Origin of the sequence: Halobaculum sp. XH14, from assembly GCF_032116555.1 — an archaeon.
GTDB lineage: Archaea > Halobacteriota > Halobacteria > Halobacteriales > Haloferacaceae > Halorarum > Halorarum halobium.
Genome location: NZ_CP134949.1, coordinates 907,215 through 924,650, shown reverse-complemented (window position 1 = coordinate 924,650; position 17,436 = coordinate 907,215). Strand labels below are relative to the sequence as shown.

At 69.5% G+C, this 17,436-nt stretch carries 20 protein-coding genes and 1 tRNA gene; 9 read left to right on the top strand and 12 right to left on the bottom strand.

What is annotated here, in order from left to right; translation table 11 throughout:
• Window positions 1-121: 121 nt before the first annotated feature.
• Window positions 122-1,039, bottom strand: coding sequence for a glutamine-hydrolyzing GMP synthase (gene guaA / locus RJT50_RS04745; protein WP_313694560.1), 918 nt, complete (start codon window positions 1,037-1,039; stop codon window positions 122-124).
• Window positions 1,039-2,712: a CTP synthase gene (gene pyrG, locus RJT50_RS04740; protein WP_313694558.1), complete on the bottom strand. Its 1,674-nt coding sequence runs from the start codon at window positions 2,710-2,712 to the stop codon at window positions 1,039-1,041. Before pyrG ends, guaA begins: the two co-directional genes overlap by 1 nt.
• A gap of 149 nt (window positions 2,713-2,861) precedes the next feature.
• Between pyrG and RJT50_RS04735 the strand changes: the two genes are divergently transcribed.
• The 5 genes from RJT50_RS04735 (at window position 2,862) to RJT50_RS04715 (ending at window position 7,145) form a co-directional block, all read left to right on the top strand.
• Window positions 2,862-3,800 carry a complex I NDUFA9 subunit family protein gene (locus RJT50_RS04735; RefSeq protein ID WP_313694556.1) on the top strand — a complete coding sequence of 313 codons (939 nt, stop codon included), beginning with the start codon at window positions 2,862-2,864 and terminating at the stop codon, window positions 3,798-3,800.
• A 350-nt stretch (window positions 3,801-4,150) separates the two neighbouring features.
• On the top strand, window positions 4,151-5,332 hold the full coding sequence (locus RJT50_RS04730; protein ID WP_313694554.1) for a tubulin/FtsZ family protein: 1,182 nt from the start codon (window positions 4,151-4,153) through the stop codon (window positions 5,330-5,332).
• Window positions 5,301-6,089 (top strand): hypothetical protein, encoded by a 789-nt coding sequence (locus tag RJT50_RS04725; protein WP_313694552.1) that lies wholly within the window; start codon window positions 5,301-5,303, stop codon window positions 6,087-6,089. Before RJT50_RS04730 ends, RJT50_RS04725 begins: the two co-directional genes overlap by 32 nt.
• 1 nt (window position 6,090) lies before the next feature.
• Window positions 6,091-6,717, top strand: coding sequence for a 2-phospho-L-lactate guanylyltransferase (gene cofC / locus RJT50_RS04720; RefSeq protein WP_313694550.1), 627 nt, complete (start codon window positions 6,091-6,093; stop codon window positions 6,715-6,717).
• An 80-nt stretch (window positions 6,718-6,797) separates the two neighbouring features.
• Complete coding sequence (locus RJT50_RS04715) at window positions 6,798-7,145, top strand: avidin-fold protein (RefSeq protein WP_313694547.1); 348 nt, start codon at window positions 6,798-6,800, stop codon at window positions 7,143-7,145.
• A 30-nt stretch (window positions 7,146-7,175) separates the two neighbouring features.
• On the opposite strand, the gene RJT50_RS04710 is transcribed toward RJT50_RS04715, so the two are convergent.
• The 3 genes from RJT50_RS04710 to RJT50_RS04700 form a co-directional block, all read right to left on the bottom strand.
• The gene (locus RJT50_RS04710; RefSeq protein WP_313694544.1) at window positions 7,176-7,817 is read right to left on the bottom strand and encodes an alpha/beta hydrolase; all 642 of its coding nucleotides are present in this window, start codon (window positions 7,815-7,817) and stop codon (window positions 7,176-7,178) included.
• Window positions 7,810-8,898 carry a ring-cleaving dioxygenase gene (locus RJT50_RS04705; RefSeq protein ID WP_313694542.1) on the bottom strand — a complete coding sequence of 363 codons (1,089 nt, stop codon included), beginning with the start codon at window positions 8,896-8,898 and terminating at the stop codon, window positions 7,810-7,812. Before RJT50_RS04705 ends, RJT50_RS04710 begins: the two co-directional genes overlap by 8 nt.
• 307 nt (window positions 8,899-9,205) lie before the next feature.
• On the bottom strand, window positions 9,206-9,856 hold the full coding sequence (locus tag RJT50_RS04700) for a helix-turn-helix domain-containing protein (RefSeq protein ID WP_313694541.1): 651 nt from the start codon (window positions 9,854-9,856) through the stop codon (window positions 9,206-9,208).
• A gap of 662 nt (window positions 9,857-10,518) precedes the next feature.
• On the opposite strand from RJT50_RS04700, the gene RJT50_RS04695 reads away from it, so the two are divergent.
• The 3 genes from RJT50_RS04695 to RJT50_RS04685 all read left to right on the top strand — a co-directional run bounded on the left by RJT50_RS04695 (window position 10,519) and on the right by RJT50_RS04685 (window position 12,133).
• The gene (locus RJT50_RS04695; protein ID WP_313694539.1) at window positions 10,519-11,157 is read left to right on the top strand and encodes a DUF7282 domain-containing protein; all 639 of its coding nucleotides are present in this window, start codon (window positions 10,519-10,521) and stop codon (window positions 11,155-11,157) included.
• 88 nt (window positions 11,158-11,245) lie between these two features.
• Window positions 11,246-11,797 (top strand): DUF1684 domain-containing protein, encoded by a 552-nt coding sequence (locus tag RJT50_RS04690; RefSeq protein ID WP_313694538.1) that lies wholly within the window; start codon window positions 11,246-11,248, stop codon window positions 11,795-11,797.
• A 159-nt stretch (window positions 11,798-11,956) separates the two neighbouring features.
• Window positions 11,957-12,133: a DUF8178 family membrane protein gene (locus tag RJT50_RS04685; RefSeq protein ID WP_425499706.1), complete on the top strand. Its 177-nt coding sequence runs from the start codon at window positions 11,957-11,959 to the stop codon at window positions 12,131-12,133.
• Between the two features lie 85 nt (window positions 12,134-12,218).
• On the opposite strand, the gene RJT50_RS04680 is transcribed toward RJT50_RS04685, so the two are convergent.
• The 5 genes from RJT50_RS04680 to RJT50_RS04660 form a co-directional block, all read right to left on the bottom strand.
• Entirely contained in the window at window positions 12,219-12,965 is a 747-nt protein-coding gene (locus tag RJT50_RS04680) for an HpcH/HpaI aldolase family protein (protein ID WP_313694535.1), read from the bottom strand.
• A gap of 374 nt (window positions 12,966-13,339) precedes the next feature.
• The gene (locus RJT50_RS04675; RefSeq protein WP_313694533.1) at window positions 13,340-13,585 is read right to left on the bottom strand and encodes a hypothetical protein; all 246 of its coding nucleotides are present in this window, start codon (window positions 13,583-13,585) and stop codon (window positions 13,340-13,342) included.
• A 66-nt stretch (window positions 13,586-13,651) separates the two neighbouring features.
• Window positions 13,652-13,933, bottom strand: a complete 282-nt coding sequence (locus RJT50_RS04670; protein WP_313694531.1) for a DUF6360 family protein — start codon at window positions 13,931-13,933, stop codon at window positions 13,652-13,654.
• 9 nt (window positions 13,934-13,942) lie between these two features.
• Complete coding sequence (locus RJT50_RS04665; RefSeq protein WP_313694528.1) at window positions 13,943-15,709, bottom strand: nitrite/sulfite reductase; 1,767 nt, start codon at window positions 15,707-15,709, stop codon at window positions 13,943-13,945.
• A gap of 47 nt (window positions 15,710-15,756) precedes the next feature.
• Entirely contained in the window at window positions 15,757-16,107 is a 351-nt protein-coding gene (locus RJT50_RS04660; RefSeq protein ID WP_313694526.1) for a DUF8134 family protein, read from the bottom strand.
• 298 nt (window positions 16,108-16,405) lie between these two features.
• On the opposite strand from RJT50_RS04660, the gene RJT50_RS04655 reads away from it, so the two are divergent.
• Window positions 16,406-16,585 (top strand): hypothetical protein, encoded by a 180-nt coding sequence (locus tag RJT50_RS04655; protein WP_313694524.1) that lies wholly within the window; start codon window positions 16,406-16,408, stop codon window positions 16,583-16,585.
• Window positions 16,586-16,630: 45 nt separating this feature from the next.
• Here the strand turns inward: RJT50_RS04655 and RJT50_RS04650 are convergent, their stop codons facing one another.
• Together RJT50_RS04650 and RJT50_RS04645 are read right to left on the bottom strand one after the other, a co-directional pair.
• The gene (locus RJT50_RS04650) at window positions 16,631-17,026 is read right to left on the bottom strand and encodes a DUF7522 family protein (RefSeq protein ID WP_313694521.1); all 396 of its coding nucleotides are present in this window, start codon (window positions 17,024-17,026) and stop codon (window positions 16,631-16,633) included.
• Window positions 17,027-17,163: 137 nt separating this feature from the next.
• Window positions 17,164-17,312: transfer RNA gene (locus RJT50_RS04645), tRNA-Met, on the bottom strand.
• Window positions 17,313-17,436 lie beyond the last annotated feature (124 nt).

The following is a 17,436-nucleotide window of genomic DNA, read 5'->3' as shown; positions in this document are numbered from 1 at the left end:
GGACCGAATGCGACACCTGGAGAACGGAGAATCACAGAGGCTTCCGAACCAGTCGCCACAGGCCGAGAACCCCCCAAAAGTTCGAAGCACCGACGGAAAAACCCGTCCCCTACGAAGAGAACTACTCGTACTCGATCGTCGCGGGCGGCTTGTGGGTCACGTCGTACACCACCCGAGCGACGTTCTCGTTCTCGCCCGTGATCCGCGACTGGATGCGCTGGAGCGTCTCCCACGGGAGTTCCTGCGCCCGGGCGGTCATCCCATCCCGTGATTCGACCGACCGGACCGCCACCACCCAGCCGTGGACGCGGTTGTCGCCCTTCACGCCGGTCGCCTTGCCGAGCACGGCCGCGAACGCCTGCCAGGGGTCGTGTTCTTCCGTCTCCTCCTCGACGACGTGGCACGCCTCGCGGGCCACCGCGGCCTTCTCGCGGGTCACCTCGCCGACGATGCGGACCGCCAGGCCGGGGCCGGGGAACGGCATGCGCTCGGAGACGACTTCCTCCAGGTCGAGCGCGCGGGCGACCTCCCGGACCTCGTCCTTGTACAGGTCGCGGACCGGTTCGACGATGCCCTCGAAGTCGACCACGTCCGGCAGCCCCCCGACGTTGTGGTGGGACTTGATGTTCCCCTCGCTCTCGATGCGGTCGGGGTAGATCGTTCCCTGCACGAGGTAGTCGGCGTCGGCCTCCGTCGCCTCGCGCTCGAACTCGCGGATGAACCCCTCGCCGATGACGTGGCGCTTCTCCTCGGGGTCGGTGACGCCCGCCAGCGCGTCGAGGAAGCGGTCCCCCGCCTCGACGACCCGGAGCGAGTCCATGAACGCGAACGTCTCGCGGATGGACTCGGTCTCGCCCTTCCGCATCAGCCCGGTGTCGACGTACACCGGAGTGAGCCGGTCGCCGATGGCACGGTAGGCGAGCGCGGCCGCGACCGACGAGTCCACCCCGCCCGAGAGCGCGATGACCGCGTTCGACTCGCCGACCGCCTCGGCGATCTCGGCGGTCGCCTCCTCGATGAACGACTCGGCGTCGACCATCAGTGGGTCACCTCCTCCTGGTCCCTCGGATCCCCGCCGGGACGCTCGCGCGGGTCGGTCCGCTCCAGTACCGCGTCGAGGAGGCCGACGAACGGGGGGCTGGCGCGGTCCGGGCGCGAGCGGAACTCGGGGTGGAACTGCGTCCCGAGGAAGTACGGGTGGTCCGCCCGTTCGAGGATCTCCATCCGGCGGCCGGCCCGCCCGGAGAAGGCGAGTTCCCCGGCCTCGAGGTCCTCGATGTACTCCGGGTTCACCTCGTAGCGGTGGCGGTGTCGCTCGGTGCAGGTGTCGGCACCGTACACCTCGTGGGCGAGCGAGCCCGGGTCGATGGCCGTCTCGTGGGCGCCCAGCCGCATCGTCCCGCCCATGTCCTCCTCGTCGGCCTGCTCGGGCAGCAGGTCGATGACCGGGTGCGCGGTGTCGGGGTCGAGTTCGGCCGAGTGGGAGTCCTCGAGCCCGAGCACGTTCCGCGCGTGCTCGACGACGGCCATCTGGAAGCCGAGACAGAGGCCGAGGAACGGGACGTCGTGCTCGCGTGCGTAGCGGATCGCCTCGATCTTCCCCGCCGTCCCACGGGAGCCGAAGCCGCCGGGGACGACGACGCCGTCGGCCTCCCGGAGGCGCTCGTCGTGGTGGTCGAGCATCTCGTCGGAGTTCACCCACTGGACGTTCACGTCGACGCCGCGCTCCAGGCCGGCGTGTTTCAGCGCCTCGTGGACGGACATGTACGCGTCCTCGAGGTCGTACTTGCCGACCAGGGCGATGTCGACCTCGCCGGTGCGCTCGCGCGTGACGAGTTCGCGCCAGGTGTTCTCGCGCTCGGCCTCGGGGAGCGCCTCGTCCGCGAGGTCGAGCCGCTCCATGACGTACTCGTCGAGCCCCTCCTCCTCGACGACGAGCGGGACGTGGTAGACGTCCGCGACGTCGGGGTTCGAGAAGACGGCCTCGGTCGGCACGTCGCCGAACAGCGCGATCTTCTCCTTCGTCTCGGGATCGAGCTTGTCGTCACAGCGCCCGACGACGATGTCGGGCTGGAGGCCGATGCTGCGCAGTTCCTTCACGGAGTGCTGGGTCGGCTTCGTCTTCTGCTCGCCGTTCTTGGAGTACGGGACGAGCGTGACGTGGGTAAAGAGGACGTTGTCCTCGGGTTCCTCGTGGGCGAACTGGCGGAGCGCCTCGAGGTAGGGCATCCCCTCGATGTCGCCGACGGTGCCGCCGATCTCGACGAGACAGACGTCGCTCCCCTCGGCGGCCTCGCGGATGCGCCGCTTGATGTCGTCGGTGATGTGCGGGATGACCTGGACGGTCTTCCCGAGGTAGTCGCCGGCCCGTTCCTTCTCGATGACGTGCTGGTACGTCTTCCCGGTGGTGACGTTGTGATCGGAGGTCATGTCGACCCCAAGGAAGCGCTCGTAGTTCCCGAGGTCGAGATCGACCTCGCCCCCGTCCTTGAGCACGTACACCTCGCCGTGCTGGTAGGGGTTCATCGTCCCCGCGTCGACGTTCAGGTAGGGGTCGATCTTCACCGCCGTCACGTCGAACCCGGCGTTGGCGAGCAGGCGACCGGTGGACGCGGCCGTGATGCCCTTCCCGAGCCCGGACATGACACCGCCGGTGACGAAGATGAATTTGCGACCCAGCGACGGGTCGTACCCCGTTTCCTCTATCGGCATACTGACCGTGCGCCCGGCCCGAGGAAAACCGTTTCGGAGGGCCGCCGGACCGGCGGTCGGGCGACGTGGTTCCCGGGTGGCAGTTCCTCGGATGCGGGCGGATCGGTGGCCCGCAACGTTATGTCACGTCCGCGTCAACGTCGGGACGCATGAAGGTCCTCATCGCGGGTGGCACGGGCTTCATCGGCACGTACCTCTGTCGGGAGCTGTCCGAGCGCGGCCACGACGTCACGGCGATGTCGCGCTCGCCCGGCGGGGCTGATCTGCCCGACGGCGTGGAGACGCTCGCGGGCGACGTGAGCGACGCCGACTCCATCGACGGCGCCGCCGACGGCATGGACGCGGTGGTGAACCTCGTTTCGCTCTCCCCGCTGTTCAGGCCGGCGGGCGGCAACGAGATGCACGACAGGGTCCACCGGCGGGGAACGGAGAACCTCCTCGGGGAGGCCGAGGGGGCCGACGTCGACTGCTTCCTGCAGATGTCCGGGCTCGGTGCCGACTCGGGGGGGAGTACGGACTTCCTGCGGGCGAAGGGCCGCGCGGAGGAGGCGGTCCGGGACGGCGACGTGCCCCACGTCATCTTCCGCCCCTCGGTCGTCTTCGGCGACGGCGGCGAGTTCGTCTCGTTCACGAAGGAGATGAAGCGGCTGTTCGCTCCCGCCCTGCCGGTCTACCCGCTCCCGGGCGGCGGCCGGACGCCGTTCCAGCCAATCTGGGTCGGGGACCTGGTGCCGATCCTCGCCGACGCGCTCGAGGAGGAACGGCACCTGGGCGAGCTGTACCACGTCGGCGGGCCGGACGTGCTCACGCTCCGGGAGATCGCTGACATGGTGTACGAGTCCGAGGGCAAATCCGTCAGGGTCGTCGGGCTCCCGATGGGGCTGGCCCGCGTCGGGCTCACGGTCCTCGGGACGCTCGGGTTCAAACTGGGTCCCGACCAGTACCGCTCGCTGCGGATGAACCACACGACGCCCGACAACGACCTCGACGCGTTCGGCCGGACGGAGGCGGATCTCACCACGTTCGCCGACTACCTCGGCCTGTCGGGCCGGCGCGACGCGACCAGTCCGGCGGGGACGCCCGCGTAAGCAGTTCACCGCCGCTCGAGTCGCCTCCACCGGCCTCGATGGGCGTGGTCCCCGCGACGAACTCGCCGACGAACGCGAGCGGAAGCCAGTTTGTGACCGATAGTTCCCGACAGGATACCCGTTATGACGGAAGTAACTAATGCGGAAAGGGCCTCCTAAAGGATCGTACTCATGGCGCGTCAGACAGGCGTCGGACGCTCGGACCGCGGCGGAGTCGTAAGCTCACACGGCCGCAGTCGTGCGGTTTCAGGCCCCCGTCGGGCGGGTCAGGGCTCTCAAGAACGATACCCGCATCACAAACCTTTTACCCGCGGTACAACTGTCTCTCGCCTAATGAGGAGGGGAGACGCATGAAACTCGCACTCATCGGGTTCGGTCAGGCGGGGGGAAAGATCGTCGATACGTTCGTCGACTACGACCGCCGGACGGGGAGCGACATCGTTCGCGCCGCGGTCGCAGTCAACACGGCGAAAGCCGACCTCATGGGACTGGAGAACATCCCGGAGGACCAGCGCGTGCTCATCGGTCAGTCGCGCGTCAAGGGGCACGGGGTCGGCGCCGACAACGAACTCGGCGCGGAAATCGCCGAGGAGGACATCGACGAGGTGCAGGGGGCCATCGACTCCATCCCGGTCCACGAGGTCGACGCGTTCCTCGTGGTCGCCGGGCTGGGCGGCGGCACCGGGTCGGGCGGTTCGCCCGTGCTCGCAAAGCACCTCAAGCGCATCTACACCGAACCGGTGTACGGGCTGGGCATCCTGCCGGGCTCGGACGAGGGTGGCATCTACACCCTCAACGCGGCGCGCTCGTTCCAGACGTTCGTCCGTGAGGTGGACAACCTCATGGTGTTCGACAACGACGCGTGGCGCAAGACCGGCGAGTCGGTCTCGGGCGGCTACGACGAGATCAACGAGGAGATCGTCAAGCGGTTCGGCATCCTCTTCGGTGCCGGCGAGGTCGAGGCCGGCCAGGAGGTCGCCGAATCCGTCGTCGACTCCAGCGAGATCATCAACACGCTGTCGGGCGGCGGCGTCTCGACGGTGGGGTACGCCAGCGAGGAGGTCGAAGAGCAGTCCTCGGGCGGCCTGCTCTCGCGGCTCACCGGCGACGACGGCGGCACGGACGGTCTCGACACCGCCCACACGACGAACCGAATCACGTCGCTCGTCCGGAAGGCGGCGCTCGGGCGGCTCACCCTGCCCTGCGAGATCGAGGGCGCCGAGCGCGCCCTGCTCGTCATGGCGGGGCCGCCCCAGCACCTCAACCGGAAGGGGATCGAGCGCGGCCGGAAGTGGCTCGAGGAGCAGACCGGCTCGATGGAGGTCCGCGGCGGCGACTACCCCGTCACGGGCTCCGGCTTCGTCGCGTCGGTCATCCTGCTGTCGGGCGTGACGAACGTCCCGCGCATCAAGGAGCTCCAGCAGGTCGCCATCGAGGCCCAGGACAACATCGACGAGATCCGCCAGGAGAGCGACGACAACCTGGACAACCTGGTCAGTGATGACGAAGACGAGCTCGAATCGCTGTTCTGAGCTCGTTCAGGTCCTCGTCGTCCTCGCGTTGCTGGTCGCGGCCGTCGCACCAGCCGCCGCCGTGTCAGTCGGCGACGAGGACGTGCCCGAGACTGGCGAGGTCGGGAGCGAGGTGACGGCGACCCTGACGCTCACCGAGCTGTACAGCGACTACGACAGCTGGCAGCTCGCCGGCTCGACCGGGCTGGAGAACGTCACGTGGACGGTCACCTACTACGACCAGGCGGGCAACCAGGTGAACCAGCAGTCCTACGACGGGGGGACGTTCAACGGCTCCTCGGTCTCGATCGATGACGGCACGGATCAGGTCGACGTCCGCGTCACCGGCACCGTGCCGCCGATCGAGGCGTTCACCTACGGGGACCAGCAGGAGTTCCGGCTCCTCGAACTCCGCCAGGTCCGCGAGGGCGGCACCTCCGATGAGATCACCGCGCGGAACGCGACCCACTACACCGAGGAGAGCCGCGAGGCGCGCGAGGCGCTCGACTCGGCCGCCGCGGCGATCGAGTCGGCCGGCACCCCGGCGAACGCACGGGAGACGTTCGACAGCGCCGTGAACGCCTACGAGGGCGAGAACTTCGACAACGCCGTCACGCTCGCCGAGCGCGCCGAGCGCGAGGCGAACCGGGCCTCCAGCACCCAGCAGCGGAACCGGTACGTCCTGTACGGCGTCGCCGGCCTGCTCGTGCTGGCGATCGTCGTCGGTGGCGTCCTCTACTGGCGCTCCCAGCGGGACAGCTACGACCGACTCGGCTGAGATGCGCGCGCTCGTGCCGTTCGCGGCCGAACGGCCGAAGACGCGCCTCGCCGACGTTCTCACCGGCGCGGAACGGCGAGCGTTCGCCGACGCGATGTTGACGGACGTGCTCGCGGCGCTCCGCGCTGCCGACTTCTCGCCGCACCTGCTCGCGACCGAGACGGCCGGCCAGGACGTGCCGACGACCGTCGACGACCGGCCGCTGACCGACGCCGTGAACGACGCGCTGGCCGAGCACGAGCAGACAACGGCCGACGAGCCGCTCGCGGTCGTGATGGCCGACCTCGCGCTGGCGACGCCCGACTCGCTCGCCCGCCTGCGGGCCCCCGGCGACGTCGTGATCGCACCGGGCCGTGGGGGCGGGACGAACGCGCTCGTCGTCCGCCACCCGGCGTTTCGGGTCGACTACCACGGGGCCTCGTACCTCGACCACCTCCGGGCCGCGCGGGACGTCGGCGCGAGCGTCCGCGAGGTGGACTCCCGGCGGCTGGCGACCGACGTTGACGAGCCAGGGGATCTGGGCGAGGTGCTGACACACGGCGACGGCGCGGCCCGTGACTGGCTCGTCGACGCCGGGTTCGAACTGGAAGGGACGGACGGCCGGGTCGGCGTGTCGCGGACGGGATAGTACCGACGGGTGAGGCCGACGTGTGAATCGGGACGAGACGTGGACGAACAGTTACGGTTCCGGCGGTTCTCCCTCCGACGATGACCGAGGAACTATCGCTCGACGGGCGAACGCTCGTCGGCGTGGCGAACGACGATGCGGGCGAAGTGAGCGGCGACACGCGGTTCCGGTTCGAACAGGACGGAAACCGGATCAGCGCGACCTACTCCGGCGGTCCGATCGTGCACGGCTACCTGGTCGGCACGGTCGAGAACCGCGAGTGGGACGTCAGATACGTGCAGGTGAACGAGGACGACGAGACCGCGACCGGCCACTCGGTCGGGACGGTCAGCCTGCTGGCGGACGGACGCGTCCGCGTCGAGGACGAGTGGGAGTGGGAGTCGAAAGCGGGGGCAGGCGAGTCGGTTCTCGAGGAAGTTCAGGAGTAGTTCCGCGTTCCCGGTCGGTGACGGGCAGCCCTACTCCCGCTCCAGGCTCGTCACGATTCCCTTCGCGGCCGAGAGTTCGTCCTCGTTGACGCCGTGGCCCATCCCCTCGTAGATGCGCTCGTCGACGGCCGCGCCCAGGTCCTCGAACACCTCGGTCGTCTCCCGCACCCGTTCGAGCGGGATGTGGGGGTCGACGTCCGAGCAGCCCAGGAACGCGGGCGTCCCGTCCAGGTCGCCGTCGTACTCGCGGGGCGTCCCCTCCGGCCCGATGAGCCCGCCCGAGAACGCGATGATGCCGCCGTATCGCCGGGCGTTCCGGGCGACCCACTCCGAGGAGAGACACGCGCCCTGCGAGAAGCCGAGCAGCGCGACACGGTCGGCGCCGACGGCCTCGACGGCACGCTCGACCGTCTCCCCGAGGAACGCCAGCGCGGAGTCGAGGTGTGGCTGGTTCTTCCCGGTCTCCTCCATGAACGAGTGGGGGTACCAGGTGTGGTTCGCCGCCTGGGGCGCGAGGTAGGCGACGCGGTCGGTCCCGAACTCGCCGGCCATCCCGAGGATGCTCCGTGCGGTCGCGCCGCGGCCGTGGACCATCACGACCGCCGCGCGGGCCTCGTCCAGGTCGGCGCCCGCGGTGACGACGGGCTGGTCAGCGTGTGGTCCCTCACTCATGGGTCGCCACCTCCTCCGTCGGGTCCGCGTCGGCCTCGTGCTCGGTGCCACCGTCTGTGTCGTGCCCGGCGTCGCCCCCGGTTGCCGGTTCGTCGGCGGCCGAAAGCGCCGGCAGCGCCGACTCGATGCGCTCGCGGTGCGTCTCCAGCCACTCCGGGAGTTTCAGTTCCTCGCCGAGCGCTCCGACCGGCTCGTCGACCGCGAAGCCGGGCCCCTCCGTGGCGAACTCGAACAGCACGCCGCCGGGCTCGCGGAAGTAGATCGAGCGGAAGTACTGGCGGTCCTTCACCGGCGTCACCTGCTGGCCGCGGTCGCGGAGCGTCTCCTGCCAGGCGGCCTGCGCATCGTCGTCGGGCACGCGAAACGCGACGTGGTGGACCGAGCCGATGCCGCCACCGGCGGGGGCCATCCCCGGTCGCTCCACGAGGTCGACGACCGCGCCGCGGTCGCCGGCGGCGCGGAACCTGGTTCGGTCGCCCGCGGCCGCTCCCTCCTCGTATCCCACGAACGTGAGCAGGTCGGCCGTCGCATTGACCTCCGAGAGCCTGAGGGTGACGCCGTGGAAGCCGCGAATCTGGTGGTCCGCCGGCACCGGCGAGTCGGCCCACGGCTCGACGTCGTCGAACGGCTCCCGCGGGCTCCTCCCGCGTCCGTCCGGGGCGCTTTGCGCCCCGCGCTCGATCAGTTCGAGTTCCTGTCCGTCCGGGTCGGTGAACGGGAGCACCCGCGCGCCGAAGCGCTCCTCGGGCTCCCGGACCGCGACGCCGCGGGACTCCAGGCGCTCGCGCCAGTAGTCGAGGCTCCCCTCGGGGACCGCGAACGCCGTGGCCGACACCTCGCCGGTCCCGTTCCGTCCGCGCCGGCCGTCGCCGAACGGGAACACCGTGTAGACGGTGCCGGGCGTGCCCGTCTCGTCGCCGTAGTAGAGGTGGTAGGTGGTCACGTCGTCGAAGTTGACGGTCCGCTTGAGGAGTCGCAGGCCGAGGACGTTCCGGAAGAACCGGACGTTCCCGTCCGGGTCGCCCGACATCACCGTCACGTGGTGCAGGCCGGCGATGGGGTCGAGGTCGGCTCGGGTCATGGTGTAGGATTGGCGAGCCGGCGGCATAAGGCCTCCCGAACGACCGGGTCACCCGGTTACGTCGATGTCACCGGGGAGTCCCTTCACACGGAGTCCGGCGCTGGGGGCGCGCTGGAACGGATCGGATCCATGGTACCGAGACGGCCTGGAAGGTCCCCGTGGCGCTCGGCGACCCCCGGCGGCTTTCGAGGGCAGCACTGCGACGACCGGACAAATTCACGATTCGAGCGTCGCCGCGGCTTCCGAGACGGCCTGCACGAGGGGGACCGCGGTGCCGTCGACGGTGACACACCCACACGAGGGGTCGTCACCCCTCCATATCGAACGACTCCGTCACCAGCGCCTGCGTCCCGCGTCGGATCCGCTCGGAAGCCGCCTGCCTGGAGACGCCGAGCGAGTCCGCCACGTCGCCCAGGTCCGTCTCTCGGGGCACGGTGAAAAAGCCCAGTTCCGCCGCGCGCTGGAGCGCTTCACACTGCTTGTCAGAGACGTCGTTCGGCCCCTCGCCGACGTCGATTCCCTCGTACAGTTTGTGTAGCGAGACGTCCATCCCCTTCCCGCGACACGAGTCGAAGTAACACCGCATCGTCTCCCGGTCCGGGAAACGCGTCCGGACGTCCAGCCCGTCCGTCGACGCCGAGAAGTCGATCCGCGAGACGCCGTACTCGATGTCGGTCGGGTACAGCACCACCGAGGCGTCCGGGTCGACGTCGAGCCGATAGAACCGCCGGTCACACAGCGTCTCGACGCGCTCCCAGCGGGCGACCGTCGGGTCGCCGTCCATCGCCGCTTCGAAGCTGTCGAACGCCTCGCCCTCGGCCCAGAAGAACACCGTCGGGGCGGTGGGGTCGTCCGCCAGCAGCTGCTCGGCGCGCAGGGCGAAGCCCGGAACGTCCTCGAGCGTTCGCGAGAGCGGGAAGTCCGGATGCGTGAGGCGGAACTCCGCGACGAGGCTCACAGTGGAGCCTCGCGGCTCGTCGGTAAAACAGGTTCGGTGCGGTGACACGAAAGCGGACGAGGGGGGGAGTGTCCGCGTTGGGGGAGGGCTGTCAGAGGTAGTTCACGCGTGGGGCACCCACTCGTGAACGGTTCCCCTTTTCTCGACAAGTGCCGTAAATCTGCCGCCTTTCGTCCGTCAGGGGGACGCGGCAAACCCGACGGTCGCCACCGCCGAAATCAACGGGAAGAGCCCCCCTCGTCGTGCAAGCGGGCCGTTCGAGTCCGGTGACCTGCCTCACCGTCCGCCGGGCTGAGTGACCGGTCGAAGCTCACCTCGCCCACCGCCCGGCGACCGCTTCTGGCGGCCCTGACTGACCACTGACCGACCAGCAGTTCCGGCGCGCCGGTCCGACACTACCGCCCTCACGCTCCCGGCACCGGACGTCCGTTCACCGCTCGCCCGACCGACTCACGGAAAGTTCAACGAACGAATACTTCTTCGGTCCGTCCCGATGAACGACAGTCGTTGAAACCGAATGGGTGTCGGTTGGCTTCAGGTCCCACACCAACCATCCCCACGTTGTATGCGGACTTCCCACATTCGGGGTCGATGGACTCTTTTGCATCAATCTTGAATGCCCGATGCATCACGGCGCCTGTCGGCGTCGTGAAATACCTATCATGAAGAGACGAACCCTCATCTCCGCCCTCGTATTGCTCTCCGCCGTCGTCGGCGTCGCCGCCCTGGCGGGCCCCGTGGCCGCCCAGGAGACGACCGAGACGGCAAACCGGACGGCGAGCGTCGAATACGACGACCAGTCGATCGACGCCACCGTCACCATCGCCGAGACGACCCTCCCCGACGGCGGCTTCGTGGCCGTGTACAACCAGTCGGGCAACTACGTGGGAAGCAGCGAGTACCTGAGCGCCGGCACCCATGAGAACGTCACGGTCGAACTCGAAGCCGAGTTCACCCGCGGACAGGTCTCGGTGGCCCAGGCGTACATGGACGACGGTGACGAGTCGTACGCCGTCGGCAACGAGACGGCCTACCTGACGGAGACGAACGCCACCGTCAGCGACAGCGCGTACCTCTCGTCGGGCGACTTCTCGCGCAACGCGACCGAGGAGCCGACCGCCACGCCCGAGTCGACCGGTTCGAGCGCGCCGAACACGTCGACCGGGTCCGCGGCCACCGCGGACGAGGCGAACGGCAACGGAAGCGCCGGCGATGACGGAACCGAGACGACGACGCCCGGCTTCACGGCCGTCCTGGCGCTCGTCGCCGTCGTCGGTGCCGGGCTCCTGGCCCGCCGGTAACCGACCCCGCACAGTTCTCCGATCCTTTTCCATCCGGTGGTCGGGGCGAGTCGCGGCACTGAAACCCCGGCACCGCCAAACGCGAAGCGTGACCGACGACGACTGGGCCGCGCAGGTGCGTGCCAACCGCGCCGAGAAGGACGAGTTCTTCGCCGAGCACCGGCAGTCGCCGCTCCCGGCCGAGGAGCGCGAGTCGTTCGACGGCCTGGACTACTTCGACCCGGACCCGGCCTACCGCCTGTCGGCGACCGTCACCGTTCACGACGACCCGGACCCCGTCGAACTGACGGTGCGGAACGGCGAGGCGGCACGGTTCGAGCGGGCGGTGACGTTCTCGTTCGCGCTCCCGCGCGACGACGGCGGGACCGCCGAGGCGACCCTGGTCGGCTACGGACGGGACGGCGAGGAGACGCTCTTCGTGCCGTTCCGCGACAAGACGACCGGCCAGGAGACGTACGACGGCGGGCGATACATGGACCTCCATCCGGAGGGAACGCTCTCGGACGCCGACGACGTCGTGCTGGATTTCAACCTGGCGTACACGCCCTTCTGTGCGTTCTCGGACGCCTTCGCCTGCCCCCTCCCGCCGACCGAGAACTGGCTGGAGGGCGCGGTCCGCGCCGGCGAACGGAGTCGCTGAGGCGAACTCGTCGCCGGTGAGGGGCGAATCCGTCGCCCCTGAGGGGCGGGTCCGCACAGGGACGGTTGCGTGCGTGCTGGGTGATACCATGGTACAAAATCGCACGACAGCATTGGGGTGGAAGGAAATCCTCATTAGCCAGGACCTCCGATTGGGGGTATGAACCAGCGGATCCCGATCGGCACTGCCCTGATGGTCGTCGGCACGCTCCTGTTGCTTCCGGCCGCGACGCCGGGCACGGCTCCCGTCCCGAACGTCGCGCTCGTTCCCGCCGCCGCGCTCCTCACCTACGGCACGTACCTCGTCGGCACCAGCGAAGGCGGCCGCCCGGTCTGACCCCGGCCGCAGCCGGCAGCCACCCCGTCGAACCGGGCCGACCCACGGTCCATACTCTACCCGTCTCTCGGAACCCCGACGCCCGCTAGCGGTAGCGCTCCAGCGACGCCGCCGCGCCGCGGGCGAGATAGCCGGCGTCGGTGCCGACGATCTGGTAGTCGAACCCCAACTCCGCCCAGTAGTCGACCTGGTCGGGCGCGGTCGCGAGGGTCCCGACCGACACCGAACTCCCGGCGAGCACCGTGTCGACGGCGTCGAGGAACGCCTCGGACTCGTACTCGCCGAAGACGCCCAGCGACGCCGAGAGGTCCGCGGGGCCCACGAGCAGCGAGTCGATTCCGTCGACGGACGCGATGGCCGCCGCGTTCTCGACCGCCGCAGCCGACTCGACCTGTCCGACCGTCGCCACCTCGTCGTTCGCCGAGTCGACGTACGCCGACAGCGAGCGCCCGTAGTTGGACGCGCGCGCCCCGGCCACGCCGCGGCGACCCTCCGGCGGGTAGCGCGTCGCCTCGACGAGCGCCTCGGCCTCCCCGGGAGTCGAGATTTGCGGGGCGAGCACGCCCGCCGCGCCGGTGTCGAGCACGCGCTTCACGCGGACGTGATCGTTCCAGGCGACGCGGACCAGCGCCGCCGCCTCCGCGTCGGCGGCGTCGACCGCGCGGACCATCGCCTCGACGGTCTCCAGCGAGGCGGGCGCGTGCTCGGTGTCGATGACGACGAAGTCGACGCCCGACTCGGCCACCTGCTCTGCGACCTGTGGCGAGGGGATGGAAAGCCAGCTTCCCGCCGGGCGACCCTCGCGGAGCGCGGCCCTGATGGACTCGGTCATACTCCGTCCGTGGCGGCGAGCGCGTAAAACTGGGGACGGTTCCGGCCTCACGGTCCGGTTCGGTCGGCCACCCTCTCCGGTCGGAACCGGCTTTCCGCCGGCCGATACCGGTTCGAACTGCAGTCGGAACCACCAGCAGTACCGCGAGCGAGGGAGGCGCGGCGAAGCCGCGTCGACTACTGCCCGCGGCGTTTTGGCAGTACGGGAAATCGAGGATCTCCCGTCAGCAGTGGGGTTCCAAAGGAATTTCACAGCACGAACGGGTTTTGCGGGGGGTCTGGCCGCGGCGCGTCGGCGAAGCCGACGCGCGAGGACATGCCCCACAAAAGAGGTTCAGGTCAGGACCCCGTCAAAAGAGGCTCGTGCCGAACGGCTCAGGCTCCGTCGCGGGACGCGTGCCGCACGACCCCCATCGCGAACGCGCCGCCGAACAGCGCGACGAACACGATGAACCCGGCGACGGCGGCCTCGGGCGACTCCGCGAGGAACGCCGCGGTCCAGTCGACCCACCACCGCAGCGTCTCGCGGATCGCCGGACGGAACGGCACCCGGAGGTAGACGAGCAGCGTGACGGCGCTGATGAGCCCGTAGTCCACGACGTCCCGCTCCCTGACCCACATGTCCCGAACTTTTCGGACGTGAACAAAAGGGTTCGCCCCGGGTTCTCAGCCCCGAGAACCCGCAAGTCAGTCGGCTGACTCGTCGACGCGGTCGGCGTACGATTCGAGTTCGGCCGCGAGTTCGCGGGCCTGGGTGGCAGAGAGCGTCACGCTGTCCGCGTGGGCCGGAAGCTCCTCCAGGTCGCCGTTGTCGAGTTCGAGTTCGAGCGTGACGTGGTCGGGGTCCTCGCGGGGGGCCGTGACGTTGAGCACCGCGAGAGCGGACTCGTCGAACCCGTGTCCCCGCGCCGCCCCGTCGAGCATGTCGAACGTGGTGTAGGCGTTCACCCGGATGAGTCGGTCGGGCATGGACGGAGCCTAGTCGTCCGCGGTGATGGGCGTTCCGTCCGCGCGGGCCGGTGCCGGACTGTCGTCCATGTCGTCCGCGTCGGCGTACGGGTACCACGTCAGCTTCGTGTTGTGCATGTACGGATCCTCGTAGGAGGTCTCCTCGGGGTCGATCAGCTCCTCCAGCGTCTCCTCGTCGCTGCGCTCGACGAAGTCGCGGAACGACTCCGCGCCCTCGCGGCGCTCCTCGAAGCTCCCGAGCAGGTTCCCGATGGCGCCCGGCACCTCGTCGGCGGGGACGCGCTGGCCGACCCAGTCGGCAAAGCGCGGGTCCTCGCCGAGGCCGCCGCCGAGGCCGATGTCGAGCGCCTCGACCGGCTCGCCGTCCTTGCGGGTCTTCATCCCCCGGAGGCTGACGTCCGCGATCTGGGGCTGGGCGCACGAGGCCGTACAGCCCGAGAGATGGATGTGGAAGTCCTCGACGCCGTCGGGGAGGTCGACGTTCTCCTTCAGCCAGCGGGCGTAGCGCACCTGGCGGTTCTTCGTCTCCACGATTGAAAGCGAGCAGAACTCGGTGCCGGTGCAGGCGATGGAGCCGCGCATGAACGGGTGCGGGTCCGGCGAGTAGTCCTCCAGCAGCGGCTCGGCGAGGAGGTCGTCGAGGCTCCCCTCGGGCACGTCGGTGAGGAGGACGTTCTGTCGCTGGGTGAGCCGAACCTCGCCGGAGCCGTACTCGTCGGCCAGGTCCGCGAGTTCGAGCGTGTCCGCGACGCCCATCCGGCCGACGAGCACGTTCAGGCCGACGTAGTAGTTGCCGTCGTTCTGCTCGTGGACGCCGACGTGGTCGTGGTGACCGCCGGTCGCGCGTCCCGAGTTGTACGTGTACTCCTCGCGGAGGTCCTCGCCGGCCGATTCGAGTTCGAAGTCGACGAACTCCTCCTGGAGGACCTCACGGAGCTTCTCGGTGCCCCACTCGTCGACGAGGAACTTGATGCGCGCGGAGTAGCGGTCCTCGCGGTTGCCGTGCTCGCGGAACAGCGCGGAGATTGCGCCCGCCACCTCGTTGGCGTCGTCGGGCTCGACGAACACGTCGATGTCGCGGGCGAGCCGCGGCTCGTTCCGCGCGAGGCCGCCGCCGACGCGGACGTTGAACCCCTTCCGGCCGTCCTTCTCGGCCGGCTCCAGCGCGAGGTCGTTGATGTCGCCCTGGCCGCAGCCCTCGCGGCAGCCGGTCACCGACACCTTCCACTTGCGCGGGAGGTTCGAGTGCTCGTCGTCACCCTTGAACGTGTCGTGGAGGTTCAGCGCGACCGGCAGCGCGTCGACGAACTCGTGGCGGTCCTTGCCGGCGACCGGACAGCCCACGATGTTCCGCCAGGAGTCGCCACACGCCTGCTGGGTCGACAGGCCGTTCGCCTCCAGTTTCTCGAAGATGGCGGGAACGTCCTCGAGCCGGATCCAGTGGAGCTGGATCGACTGGCGGGTCGTCCAGTCGCAGTAGGCCGCGCCGAACTCGGGGTTCTCGCCGGGGCCGCGGGCGTACTCGTCCGCGATCTCGCCGACCACGCGCAGTTGTCCCGGCTCCAGCACGCCGTTGGGCGTGCCGATCCGCATCATGAAGTAGCTCTCCTGGCCGTTCCGCTGGTGGTACAGTCCCCACCACTTGAAGCGCTCGAACCAGGCGTCGTGTTCGTCCTCGGGGATCGACTCCCACCCCTCCCGTGCGAACTCGAACAGGTGCTCCCTGATCTCGTTGCCGTACGTCTCCGACTTCCAGCGTTCGACGTCCGTGGGCATTCTTGTTCCCCGCTCCGCTCGCCACCTCCCTAAAGCGAGCCTCGCCGTCAATCCTCCCCGCTGGTTCCGGAAGCCGGAGATACTTGCCGCCCCCCGTCCGCGCCACCCGGCACCCGCACCGCGCCGGCCGCCAGCGGTTCGAACGCCCCCGCCACGAGGCGGCCGACCGGAACCGGGTCGGTCGAGACGCCCTCGCCACACCGGATGCAGGTGCCGTACGTCTCGGCGGCGACGGTCCGGCCGTCGACGGCCACGTCGGTGATGCCCTCGACGACGAAGTCGGCGACCGGACACGCACAGATCCCGGCCACGTACCACAGTTCGCTCGCGCCGACGCGGCGCTCGTCGGCCACCGAGACCCACGCGCCGTCGTCCAGCGTCCGCAACGAGACGGTCACGTCGGGACGAACGCGGCGCGAGCGTGAAGCCCCGTCGGCGGACGCAACCCTCGTCGCCGCCGGTGACGCGTAGATCAGGGCGAACCACAGTACAGGGCGGCGATTCGGCGAATCCACGCGACCGCGATAGTGGCAACCCGTTCCGGTACCGGGGAGCGTCGGAAGCGATTGACCGTGGAGGCCCGCTTATGGCCCCCTGGCGAGTAGGGGGCATCGATGATCGAAGAGGAACCGCGGGAACACGCGTCGGCCGACGCCGCGCCCGAACTGTTCGGGCGGGGGCCGAAGGGGGGGACGAATGAGCGGCGAGACTGAGGAGGACGTGGACGACGAGGAGGCGGGCGCACACCTCGGATCGGTGCCCGCCGGTGCCGGCTGTACGGAGATCTGGGAGGAGCTCAGCGAGCAACGCGAGGAGAACGCGGCCGACGGGCGGACCGACGACGGGGAGCGGATCGACGCCGACGAGGACCGGTAGGACAGGAGATGGGGCGGCCGAGCGCGGCAGGACGGCACGGCGACGTCAGTCCACGAACTCTGCTTCCTCGCCGAGCGCTCGCAGACACTCGTCGACGAACGAAGCGAGTCCGGCGCCGACGACGCTGTCGAACGTGACGAGGACGCCGTACTCGGCCTCGACGATGAGCTGGAGGACGAACGCCTCCTCGAAGTAGTGGACGCTCGCGTGGCCGTTCCCGATGGCGCCGGTCTCGCCGACGGCGGCGACGTCCTCGTGCGTGCTGTACACCCGTTCGATGAGGCGCTCGTACTGGGACTGGGTGTACGCCGCCCTGAGATCGTCCCGGAGGTAGGCGACGTCGAACTCCGACGCTCGTGGGTCGTAGGCCGCGACGGTCCGCAGGTTCCCCTCCGCCCGTTGCCGGCAGTAGCCCACCAGCGTGTCGAGTTCCGCGGTCATCTCGTGGGTGGCCGTCCCGGCGTCGGTCCATAAGTCGAACGGCCCGGGAAAACTGCCCGGTCGGGGGTTGCCGGGGGCCGACCGTCCACGGGTCCAGTTCGCATCGCTGCTCGCGTTCGGGCTCCGCGTCGAAAAAGTGCCGGGGGCGGGCTCCGAACCCGCGATCTCCGCATGTCCCAGGTACGAGGCTCGGCGGGCCTCGTGGGGGCGGAGGCTTCCAAGGCGATCCGCACCGAATCTCGAAACCCTATGAGTGCGGCGCTATGTCCAACTAAGCCACCCCGGCTCACGAGAACGTCGCGCCGTGAGACTCTTGAACCTTCCCATCTCCCCCGACCGCGGGACGGCGGCGTGTCCGCCCCGCGCCCGCCGACCCGCCGGTTTTAAGCCGTGGCACTTGTCAATCCGAG

Bases quoted from the DNA above. Each gene is read 5' to 3' on its own strand.
- RJT50_RS04695 (WP_313694539.1), top strand. From the start codon at position 10,519: ATGAAGAGACGAACCCTCATCTCCGCCCTCGTATTGCTCTCCGCCGTC.
- RJT50_RS04675 (WP_313694533.1), bottom strand. From the start codon at position 13,585: ATGTGGGTCAGGGAGCGGGACGTCGTGGACTACGGGCTCATCAGCGCC.
- RJT50_RS04730 (WP_313694554.1), top strand. From the start codon at position 4,151: ATGAAACTCGCACTCATCGGGTTCGGTCAGGCGGGGGGAAAGATCGTC.
- RJT50_RS04670 (WP_313694531.1), bottom strand. From the start codon at position 13,933: ATGCCCGACCGACTCATCCGGGTGAACGCCTACACCACGTTCGACATG.
- RJT50_RS04705 (WP_313694542.1), bottom strand. From the start codon at position 8,898: ATGACCCGAGCCGACCTCGACCCCATCGCCGGCCTGCACCACGTGACG.
- RJT50_RS04685 (WP_425499706.1), top strand. From the start codon at position 11,957: ATGAACCAGCGGATCCCGATCGGCACTGCCCTGATGGTCGTCGGCACG.
- RJT50_RS04710 (WP_313694544.1), bottom strand. From the start codon at position 7,817: ATGAGTGAGGGACCACACGCTGACCAGCCCGTCGTCACCGCGGGCGCC.
- RJT50_RS04715 (WP_313694547.1), top strand. From the start codon at position 6,798: ATGACCGAGGAACTATCGCTCGACGGGCGAACGCTCGTCGGCGTGGCG.
- cofC (WP_313694550.1), top strand. From the start codon at position 6,091: ATGCGCGCGCTCGTGCCGTTCGCGGCCGAACGGCCGAAGACGCGCCTC.
- RJT50_RS04680 (WP_313694535.1), bottom strand. From the start codon at position 12,965: ATGACCGAGTCCATCAGGGCCGCGCTCCGCGAGGGTCGCCCGGCGGGA.
- RJT50_RS04665 (WP_313694528.1), bottom strand. From the start codon at position 15,709: ATGCCCACGGACGTCGAACGCTGGAAGTCGGAGACGTACGGCAACGAG.
- RJT50_RS04650 (WP_313694521.1), bottom strand. From the start codon at position 17,026: ATGACCGCGGAACTCGACACGCTGGTGGGCTACTGCCGGCAACGGGCG.
- guaA (WP_313694560.1), bottom strand. From the start codon at position 1,039: ATGGTCGACGCCGAGTCGTTCATCGAGGAGGCGACCGCCGAGATCGCC.
- RJT50_RS04655 (WP_313694524.1), top strand. From the start codon at position 16,406: ATGAGCGGCGAGACTGAGGAGGACGTGGACGACGAGGAGGCGGGCGCA.
- RJT50_RS04725 (WP_313694552.1), top strand. From the start codon at position 5,301: ATGACGAAGACGAGCTCGAATCGCTGTTCTGAGCTCGTTCAGGTCCTC.
- pyrG (WP_313694558.1), bottom strand. From the start codon at position 2,712: ATGCCGATAGAGGAAACGGGGTACGACCCGTCGCTGGGTCGCAAATTC.
- RJT50_RS04735 (WP_313694556.1), top strand. From the start codon at position 2,862: ATGAAGGTCCTCATCGCGGGTGGCACGGGCTTCATCGGCACGTACCTC.